At 42.5% G+C, this 10,152-nt stretch carries 11 protein-coding genes; all 11 read left to right on the forward strand.

The features are described from left to right. Window positions 1-178 precede the first annotated feature (178 nt). Window positions 179-379 (forward strand): Flp family type IVb pilin, encoded by a 201-nt coding sequence (locus VIM91_RS10515; protein ID WP_331864767.1) that lies wholly within the window; start codon window positions 179-181, stop codon window positions 377-379. Window positions 380-389: 10 nt separating this feature from the next. Further along, window positions 390-881, forward strand: coding sequence for a TadE/TadG family type IV pilus assembly protein (locus VIM91_RS10520; protein WP_331864768.1), 492 nt, complete (start codon window positions 390-392; stop codon window positions 879-881). A gap of 15 nt (window positions 882-896) precedes the next feature. Continuing rightward, entirely contained in the window at window positions 897-1,760 is an 864-nt protein-coding gene (cpaB, locus tag VIM91_RS10525) for a Flp pilus assembly protein CpaB (protein WP_331864769.1), read from the forward strand. Next, window positions 1,757-3,334, forward strand: coding sequence for a type II and III secretion system protein family protein (locus tag VIM91_RS10530; protein ID WP_331864770.1), 1,578 nt, complete (start codon window positions 1,757-1,759; stop codon window positions 3,332-3,334). Before cpaB ends, VIM91_RS10530 begins: the two co-directional genes overlap by 4 nt. Next, the gene (locus tag VIM91_RS10535) at window positions 3,331-4,623 is read left to right on the forward strand and encodes an AAA family ATPase (RefSeq protein ID WP_331864771.1); all 1,293 of its coding nucleotides are present in this window, start codon (window positions 3,331-3,333) and stop codon (window positions 4,621-4,623) included. The genes VIM91_RS10530 and VIM91_RS10535 overlap by 4 nt, the downstream gene beginning before the upstream one ends. Then, window positions 4,620-6,017: a CpaF family protein gene (locus VIM91_RS10540; protein ID WP_331864772.1), complete on the forward strand. Its 1,398-nt coding sequence runs from the start codon at window positions 4,620-4,622 to the stop codon at window positions 6,015-6,017. The genes VIM91_RS10535 and VIM91_RS10540 overlap by 4 nt, the downstream gene beginning before the upstream one ends. Beyond that, the gene (locus tag VIM91_RS10545; protein ID WP_331864773.1) at window positions 6,017-6,961 is read left to right on the forward strand and encodes a type II secretion system F family protein; all 945 of its coding nucleotides are present in this window, start codon (window positions 6,017-6,019) and stop codon (window positions 6,959-6,961) included. The genes VIM91_RS10540 and VIM91_RS10545 overlap by 1 nt, the downstream gene beginning before the upstream one ends. A 5-nt stretch (window positions 6,962-6,966) precedes the next feature. Beyond that, window positions 6,967-7,863 (forward strand): type II secretion system F family protein, encoded by an 897-nt coding sequence (locus tag VIM91_RS10550; RefSeq protein WP_331864774.1) that lies wholly within the window; start codon window positions 6,967-6,969, stop codon window positions 7,861-7,863. Beyond that, on the forward strand, window positions 7,863-8,483 hold the full coding sequence (locus tag VIM91_RS10555) for a tetratricopeptide repeat protein (protein ID WP_331864775.1): 621 nt from the start codon (window positions 7,863-7,865) through the stop codon (window positions 8,481-8,483). Before VIM91_RS10550 ends, VIM91_RS10555 begins: the two co-directional genes overlap by 1 nt. Continuing rightward, window positions 8,480-9,928, forward strand: a complete 1,449-nt coding sequence (locus tag VIM91_RS10560) for a hypothetical protein (protein ID WP_331864776.1) — start codon at window positions 8,480-8,482, stop codon at window positions 9,926-9,928. The genes VIM91_RS10555 and VIM91_RS10560 overlap by 4 nt, the downstream gene beginning before the upstream one ends. A gap of 17 nt (window positions 9,929-9,945) precedes the next feature. Further along, the coding region (locus VIM91_RS10565; RefSeq protein ID WP_331864777.1) for a hypothetical protein at window positions 9,946-10,152 on the forward strand (207 nt) is incomplete at its 3' end.

Below are 10,152 nucleotides of genomic sequence, written 5' to 3' on the forward strand. Positions count from 1 at the left end.
AAGGCTATAAAAATGTTCTTATGTAAATTACGCAATTTTTTATTGTCGCTGAGCTTGCTCTCGTGTTTAATTGCCTGAACATTTTTTTCACAAAGTGGTTTTTTTGTCTTCTTAGCACTTTAGTGGGAAATGTGTAAATCATAAAAATAAGACCAAAGGTCACTTAAGGAGTATACCCATGAAGATGTCAAAACTAGAACAAATGCACGCACAAATGTTGGCTCGCAAACTAGAAAAGCAAAAAGGCGCAAGCATGATTGAATACGCCTTGATTCTTGGTGCGGTTGTCGGCATTGGTGCGGTTTTCTTTAATACCACTGATGGCACAATCTACACCGCTATCCAGACTAAGCTTCAAGGTGTTGCCGACGACCTATAAGGAAGTTTGAATGCAATCTAGCTCATTCTATAAGTCGAGAACTAAGCAAGATGGCGCCATCATGATGGAAGCAGCCTATGTGCTGCCTATCATGTTGTTAATGATTCTATTGGTGGTGGAGACGGTTAATTACGCAAGTGATCGTCTCTATGCCAATAATATTATGACTGACATGACACGTTTGATTACAGACCAAGCAAATGATGAGGCCATGCGCCCAGGTAATCAAAGCCATCGTTTTGTGAGTTGTTCCTCAGAAAGTGTGGTGGTGAATGAGTCCGAGGCGGCTACAGGGTTGCAAGAGTTATTTGCGATATCTATCGGTAATGGCACTGTGCCAGAAGGTCTGGATATGACTTACGAAGCCAAGCAAACCCAAGGGGTGACGACTTATGTCGTAAAAGTGTCGATCCCATCTCAAACACTCTTTCTACCTAGCTACATTGCTCAATCGTTTCCTATCAAAACCAATATGTTGGTCAGTATTGATCTAAGTTGCTAGACCTCCAGGATATTTATGAAAACTAAAAAAAGTGATTTAGTGCTGTATGGCATTGCCTTTATTTCTGCCATGCTCGCGATATTGCTTGTGTATGGTTACGTGCAGAGTCGTGTCGACCAAGCTGAGCAACGCGTTGAAGTTAAGACGGTAACGGTGGTCGAAAAACCAGAGCTAATGAGTATGGTGGTGGCTACTCGAGACTTATATCGTGGTGAACAAATAGAAGTTGACGATATTACTATCCTTAATGTGCCAACTGAAGGTGTGGTTGTAAAAGGCGTGATTGATGACCCGCAAAAAGTAGTGGGTCACGTTGTTAACCAAACGGTGTATGCCGGTGAATGGATTATTGATCGCAAAATTGGCTCAGAAGAAATTTCCTATAAAACGGGGCTAAGTAGCTTGCTTGAAGAAGGTAAGCGCGCTGTCCGTGTTCCGGTAACACCTGAAACTGGGTTGTTGGGTGTGTTGCGCCCGAGTGACCATGTTGATGTGATTAGTGTTTTTGAAAGTGCGGATGGTAAGCGTATGATCAGCCGCACAGTGCTAGAAAATATTGAAGTACTGATGGTCGGAGATCAAGCCAGCTATTCAAGACCCTCAACAGAAGAAAGTGCTCGACAATCCCATAGTAAGTCAATGGTGACTTTAAATGTTGATACCACTCAAGCCGAACATTTGGCGTTAGCCATGAACGTTGGCGCGGTGCATCTTGCTTTGCGTAATGCGACCGATGTCAAAATCATCAATTCAAATGGTGTCAATGTAAAAGTCATGGAGTCTTCTCCACAAAATGCGCCAAAGTATGCGCCCAAACCGAAACGTGAAGTGATTCAAATTATGCAAGGCGGTCAAGTACAAGAGGTAATTCGACAGTGAATAAAATAAACCACTCACCTTTCACCTTTGCTCAAGGTGTATTAATGGTCTTGTTATTTAGTTTGCCTATGTCAGCGTATCCAGCAGTGCAATCTGTGTATGAAATGATGGAGACCGAAAGCAAAATTATCAAGCTCGACTCTGACTTACAACGTGCAATGGTTGCTAACTCAGACTTAGCCAATGTGCAGGTCATTAATAACCGCGAACTGTTGGTGAGTGGTCAAAAGGCGGGTCGCACTGATTTGATTTTATGGTACCGAAACCGACCCAATCAAGATGTGCGCATTTCGTTAAAAATTACGCCCGATCAATCACGTCACGAAGAAATAACCGAGGCCTTGAGCAGCTTGATTCAGGATTTAGACCCGGATGGTGGGGTTGAATTTCAACTTAGAACCGCCTGGATTAATCCTGAGTCTTCTGTTCGTAGAGAAGTTGATGAAGTGGGTAACCAGATTGATGGTGAAGGTAATGTGAGTTTGTCAGCACGTCAAGACAAAGACGTGTTGCAAGATACTGAAAGTGTTGGACAACTCAGAGTTAAATCGTTGGCCGGTAATTACATGGTGATTTTAAGTGGCGAAGTCAGCAATGCCGCCAAGAAAAAACGCATTCATTCGGTCATCTCAGCATTGGGGCTGAGTGTGGTTAACATGATAGATGTAACCGGGCCTAAACAAATTCGTTTGTCGGTCAGAGTGGCTGAGGTCACCAAGGGCAATCCATTTAGAAGTGGTTTTGCCGTGCGTGATAAACGCGATCGCTACGGTATTTTCCCGCCAGGCAACTTGGGTACAACGGCGAGCTTTTTATTAAATGTTGATAGTGTCGCATCGGGTACACAAGCCGGTTTAGCTTTTCCTCATCAAGACGGTTTTCAGTTAGGGTTTAACCCTCGTGGTGGCAACCTGTTTGGCGTTCTGTCGATGTTGGAGGGCCATAATTTAGCACGTGTATTGGCCAAACCCGAGCTAATTGTACAATCCGGTGAGACGGCCAGTTTTCTAGTAGGGGGGGAGGTGCCCATCCCGGTTGCACAAAATGATGATGCCATCACGGTCAGTTTTAAAGAGTACGGCGTACGTTTGCGTTTTAGCCCGATTGTGACTGAACAAGGCGAAATCCAAATGACGGTCGAACCTGAAATTAGCAATATTGATCAAGCTGGCGGCACTCAAGCTGGCAACATCGTTATTCCTGGTTTCAAAACGCGTAAGGCGGCCACCACCATTACTGTAGCTTCAGGTCAAAGCTTTGTAATAGGCGGTTTGATTCAAGACAACTTTAGCAGCAATGTCAGTAAAGTCCCCTTCTTGGGCGATATACCGGTTTTAGGCGCGTTATTTCGATCCACCAGCTATGAAAAAGATGAGTCTGAATTGGCAATTATGGTAACCGCTAAATTCGAAGACCCAATCAATGCCGATAAAACCGTTACTTTACCTGGGGAGGATATAGATCGTCCGAGCTCACTAGACGGTTTTATTTTTGGCAAGGTCGCTGAGTTATTACCGCCCGGCAGCGCGATGCCAACATCAAGTATCAAAATTGGATTGGAGAGCCCATTATGACCGCTTCTAACCTAACCAGCTTAGCCTTAAAATCGGCCCTCTATATTGGGCAAGATGAGGACTTAAAAGAGTCAGTACGTGTTTCTATTAGTAGCAAATACACGATGGAATCTTTAAATTCGGCTCCTAAAGTTTGGCCGCAAGAAGTGAACTTGGTTTTAATGGAATTTGACGGTGAAAAGGCTGCTACGCTCTCAAATATTGCGCATGTTTTGACCATATCAAAAGGCGTACCTCTCTATATTTTACTCAAGCAAAAAGACGTCGATTTTATTATTGAAGCCAGTCATTATGGGGTTCAAGGCTTTATTGAATGTCCGTATGAAGTGCTCCAAATTCTTTCGATTATTCACATGCAAGATCGTCGTCGTACTGGTAAAAATGGCGTGGTTTCAAGTTTCTTCAGTTTAAAAGGCGGGGTCGGATCCACGACTTTGGCTACCAATATTGCATCACATATTCGGAGCATGACAGATCAACATGCGGTAATTTTGGACTTAAATGTACCGTTAGGTGACACTGCACTTTACTTAAATATGGAAGAGCGCCAGCTTTATACGATTACGGACTTTATCCATAACATTAACCGTTTTGACGACAACTTGATTTATAAGTCATTGAGTAAACATGAATCAGGCTTGTATTTGTTGCCTTTGCCAGTGGAAATGACCGAATTGGATAGCTTGAATGGCGAAACTATTCAAAAGATTATTACGTCGTTACGGCGTTATTTTGATCATGTCATTATTGACTGCGCAAGTAACTTATCCGATGTCACACTCAGCTGTTTAGATGTATCCGACAATATTATTTTGGTAGCAGAACCATCATTATCTTCACTACGTTCGGTTAATAAAGTCTTGCAACTAGGCAAGCGTTTAGGCTACACAGAAGACACGATGACTTTATTAATTAATCGCCATCAATCTAATATTGATGAGGGTTTAAAAGAAATCATTAACATGTTGGAAGCTGGTCAAACAACCTATGTTGACAATGATTACATGCTGTTTAATGAATCACTTAATAAAGGTGAATTGATTAATAAATTTGCACCAAAATCACACGTGAATCAGCAGCTAGAGTGCATCGCTAAGTTGCTGCACCATGGCTCCGTTCAGCATGAGATTATGCGTGATGAAGCCACTCAGAAAACAACTAAGTCCTTAATGGGCTACATGAAACAAAGCTTGATGTCGCATATTAAAAAACCAAATTTAGGTCGAATTAAATTTAAATCGAAAAAAGCCGAATCGAACCATCCTGAGTTAAAGGCTGTTAAACCATGAATTTGCGTGATCGATTAAAACAATTTGACGAAAATAAAAAACATTACACCGCGCCTAATTCGCCGGTGGCGACACAAAATGAAAAAGCCAAAATTGCGTTGGCAAAACAGTCGCAAAAAGATGATTTTTTTCAAATTAAAGATCGCTGCCAACGCAAAGCCGCAGAAGATGAAGCATTTTATCGAGCCGATAGTAAAGAAACCCGCCAAGAGTTACGTCCCAGATTAGAAGAGTTGGTGCATGAAGTGGCCAACGAAATGGGTTACCCACTATCTGAGTTGGAAGTGCGTCAACTTAGCTACGAGTTGTTAGACGAAATTTATGGTCTAGGGCCAATTGAACCCTTGATCGCAGACCCAAGTGTGTCGGATATTTTGATCAATGGCTATAACCAAATTTATGTCGAACGCTTTGGTAAGTTGGAACTTACTAATATCTCATTTATTAGTGAAGATCATTTGCGTAATAAAGTCGATCGCATGTTGTATGTCACCGGACGACGTGTGGATGAACGTTCACCGCTGGTGGATGCGCGATTGGCGGATGGCTCGCGGATTAACGTGATTATTCCGCCCTTGTCGGTTGACGGCATTGTGGTGTCGATTCGTCGTTTCCCTGATAAGCATCTACGTCCAAAAGACTTGATTACATTTGGTGCTTTAACCGAAGAAATGTATCAGTTTTTGGAGTATTCGGTCAAAGCGGGCCTCAATATTATCGTGTGCGGTGGTACCGGCTCAGGTAAAACCACCACGCTTAATATTTTGTCGGGTTTGATTCCAGAAGATGAACGTGTCATTACAATTGAAGACAGCGCCGAACTGCGCATGCAGCAAAACCATGTCGTGCGTTTAGAGTCGCGTCCAAGTAATGCCGAAGGTGTGGGTGAAATTTCGCAACGCGAACTCTTAAAAAATGCGCTACGTATGCGCCCAGATCGGATTATTTTGGGTGAGGTACGTGGTGGCGAAGTGCTTGATATGTTGCAAGCGATGAATACGGGTCACGATGGTTCATTAGCGACCTTGCATGCTAACAATCCACGCGATTGTATTTCCCGTTTGGAGCTAATGATTAACTTAAGCGGGGTCGATATTCCGTTTACGTCGATTCGTAAACAAATAGCGAGTGCGATAGACCTGATTATTTTTGTTGAACGTGGGCGCGATGGCAAGCGCCGAATTAAGTCCATCACCGAGGTAACTGGTGTGGAAGAAGAAAACGTCGTGCTACAAGAGATTTTTCAGTTCAGAACGATTGCGGGTAAAGAGCCTGGTGTGACAAAAGGCTTATTCAGAGCGACGGGATTGCGTCCAGGCTGTAGTAAAAAGTGTGAGGATGCGGGTGTGACCTTGCCGCCTAACCTATTCTCTTTTGAAAAAGAGGTGTTTTAATGGAGTTGGGATTCTTTTTGGTCGCTTTATCTATATGTTTGCCGTTTTTATTATTGATATATATCCATCAAACCAAACAAAAACGCGCGAAACAGGAAGCCTATCAGCTTATGTTTAATCGTATTGGATTGGATTTAAATACCGAAGAAAACGCGAACAAAAAAAACAATGCCTTATTAAAGCTCCTGCCTATTTATATTTGGTTGCAAAGTCAGCTTAAACAAGCAGGCCTGGTGGATCGAAATTCAGTTGTTAAACTCCTAATTTCGCAAGCTATTTTAACGTTTATATCGGTATATGTGATTGTAACCAAATTAGCCACCATCGAACCTAAGAGCTTGGTTGTTGCGATTTTATTGCCACTGTTGCCTAGCTTGTATATTTACCTTCAACAGCGTAAACGTCAGAACAAGATTAAAGCCCAATTTCCAGAAATGCTTGATACGCTCGTCCGCGCTTTGCAATCGGGTTATGGCATTGATGGTGCGTTAAACATGGTTGCCAATGAGTTTCCTGCGCCTTTAGGGAAAGAGATAAAAGAGGTCAACTCCCAATTACAGCTGGGTATAAGTATGCGCGATATTCTGCGTGAATTTCAGCGCCGCATCACCTTGTCAGAAGCCCAGTATTTTGTAGTGACCTTAATCATTCAGCGTGAAACCGGTGGGCAGTTAGTCGAGATATTAAGTGATCTTTCAAAAATGATGCGCCGCCGTGAGCGTTTTCAAGCCAAATTAAAATCCTTAACCGCCGAGTCACGTTTTACGGCCTTTTTTATTGGGGGCGCGCCACTGGTTTATTTAGCTTATAAGGTGCTTTTTCAGCCGCAATCCATGACCTTCTTTTTTAATGATCCGACCGGTCAAGTCATGTTTTGGGGTTCGTTAATTTTAATGGTCACCGGCATGCTTGTGTTACGTAGCATGCTCAAGATTAGGTTTTAATCAAAATGGATATGATCAGTTTATTAGTAATAACCGGCAGCCTAATTTTTTTGGCCGTTTTGGCCTTATCCAAGGTTTTGTTTAAACAACACGATAGCTTAATTCAAATGGAACGCCTCAAAGCCCGCATAGGGGTAGGGCAGCTTTATACACAAATACAAACCCAAACTAATAACTGCTGGTGGTGTTTAATTGGCACCTATTTAGGATCAAAAAATCTTAATGAGCTTGAAAAGATTCAAAATAAACTTGTGCGAGCTGGGTTTCGAAAAACGGAATATGTCGGCGCATTTTATTTCTTTAAAACCTTGTTTATTTTAGCGGTCGTATTACTGGCGTCCTTAATGTGGATTGCGGAGTTGGCACCCGCACCGTTTTTATTATTAATGCCTGTGTTGTCTATTTTATTGCCGGAATATTTTTTGAATTGGTTAGGCAATGCCAGATTAAATCGAATCAGCCGAAGTTTACCGGATTTTTTAGACATGGCGAATGTCTGCATGAATGCCGGTTTAAGCTGGATGGTGGCGGTCAAACGTGTGGCGCATGAGTTAAAAGATTTACATCCCGATATCTGCTTTGAATTTAATTACCTATTGGAGCAAATTCAAATAGGTGTGCCACGTATTGAAGCATTACGTCAGTTTTCGAGCCGTAATAAAGTTCGTGACATAGAACAGTTGGTCTTGCTATTGATTCAAAATGAAAAATTGGGGAGCCCGGTTAGTGATTCTATACGCGTGTTTTCCAAACGTATGTATGACGAGCGTGAAGAAATGATGACAGATAAAGCGGCGAAAGCCTCCGCCAAAATGGCCATTATTATCTTGCCTTTTTTAATGCTGCCTTATTTTATATTGCTGTTAGGCGAAAAGTTTGTTTTGTTAGGGAGAAGTTGGTAATGAGCGGTCGTTCGCAGATAAAACAGGTTGTTTTGCTGGGTCTGTATGCGTTGATTTTTAGCGGTTGTGCTACGACACAGCAACCTTTGCAATCCAATCCGTCAGAAGACAGCAAACCGCTTGCAGATAGTTTGACTGAACAAGCTCAATTTGATTTTGCTTTAGATATGGTTCGATTGCAAATGGATCGTTCTGAATGGGATCAAGCCGAAAAACTATTGCTAAAACTAAGACGCTCGCACGCCGATGAGCCGGAAGTGTTTCGGTTATTAGGACGTGTGTATGAAGCAAAACAACAGCTTGAACTTGCTTATATTACACGCGAACAACTCTTAAAGTTAGAAGATAAAACACGTGCTGATGAAGCTGATTTTGCACGTACAGCAATTCAGTTAGAACGTTACCAAGCGGCGGATGCTGTCTACCAGGCCTGGTTATTAGATACACAATCTCATGTAAAGGTAGCCGGTTTAAATAACTTGGGTTTTAGCGCTTTATTACAGGGTGAATTAACACAAGCCAAGACCTATTTTAATCAAGCCTTAGAACTGGATCCGTTGAATCAAAAATCTCGAAATAATCTTGCTTTGTTGCATCAAATTCAGGAGCCTTCAAAATGAAAAGGTTAATGCAAAACGATCGTCAAAAATTTAATCAATCAGGTGTTATTTCTATTATTGGTGCACTGACTTTGGTTTTGGGTATGTCGGGTTTTTATTTAACCATGGAACTAGGCAATAAAATGGTGTCTCAAAGTAACTTTGACAACTATGCACAAGCCTTGGCACCGGTCGTGTTACGTTCTGAGTTAGCAATTAGTCAGCAAATGGTCGCCGATGGTGAAGGTTACAAATCACAAGATTTGGTGCACGAATTTATGGCTGATTTAGGCTATGAAGTAGGTCAAGATGTGGCGGTGACAATTAAGTTCGGCAATATGAAGGACGCCTCATCTACTTGGACCGATCCTAAAACTAACATCGAATATAAAATTGATGAAGAGTTTATTCCACTAGATCAAGATGGTTATTCAGCGGATGTGGCGAGTCATCCTAAAGCGAATACCCAATTAGGCGAACTGCCTCCAGAATTTAGCGCTGTTAGCATTGAAATTAAAGATACCAGTGGATTGTTGGCTTTTAATCCAACGGGTCGAGCGGTTTATGGTTTACCCGCCGAACTTGAAGAAGGCGGCGACTTGGGCGGTTGTTTTTGTAAAAACCGTTTTAATGCATGTTTATTAGCCGATATTGATACCAGCACTTATCCGATTGAGTTGGCCGGTTTAATCTCCACGCCCGAAAGCGAAAGTCGCCGCAACTATTGTGAATATGGTTATGCGCCGGCTGAATCAAATAAAACCCAATATCCTTCTGTAGACCTATCGTCACAATGGCTTGGGTTATCGGAAAAAGTGGATGAGAGTGGCTTTATTCGTAAGTTAATTGAAGAAGGCGATTTAGCTAACTTTGAAACTGTAAACCAACAAAAACCTTTGTTTGTTAACAATGGGGCGAACCCTTTTCCAAACTATTACTGGAATTTTTGGTCACGTGATTGGAAGCCAGTCGACTCAACCCTTTGGGCACGAGACCATTCTGGCAATATTCTCGTAACTGGTCAGAGTTGGTTTAATTGGTTTGGTACCAAAGTCAAAGTTGATGGGCCATTCTATGTGGGGCGCCAAGGGACATGCATTGCGGGTACCAATGAAACCAATGTGCCCTATATTTCAGCCAGTGTACAAAACCCGATTGATGCGGCACAGAGCCCAGGGGACGCGGAAGTTGAACGCTGTTTAAGTTACGAAACGTCAGTGGGGACAGAGTGGAGTACCTCCTTCTTTTTCATGCCTGTCGCAAGCTCTATTGATCGTTATATGCAACAAAGCTGTGTCGATTACAACCGTGATAAAGCCACACGTGTCGGGTTTTTCCAATGGATGATTATGAGTTGGACATGGCCGTTTATTAATTGGCAATCGAGCTACGAAGACTTAGATTGCGTGGCGCGAAATATGCGCTGGTATGGTTCGTTTGTGTTTGGTGGTTGGCGACAAATCTAAAATAATAGGGATTCAAAATGAAAAGGGTTAAAGTTTGGTTAGGCATAATTGGATTAGCTTTGGTGTCGAATGTGCAAGCATCCGAGCGGGCGGGTTATTTTGGTTTGATGGGCGCGGATACCTATGTTGGTTTGGGCGTGGCACAGCAGACCATTAAGTTGAATGGCTACAAAGATACGGATGTACCAGGCCTGGTGCTGACCTTGGGAACACAGGTGTCGTCC

The organism is Thiomicrospira sp., from assembly GCF_036568485.1.
Taxonomy (GTDB): Bacteria; Pseudomonadota; Gammaproteobacteria; order Thiomicrospirales; family Thiomicrospiraceae; genus Thiomicrospira.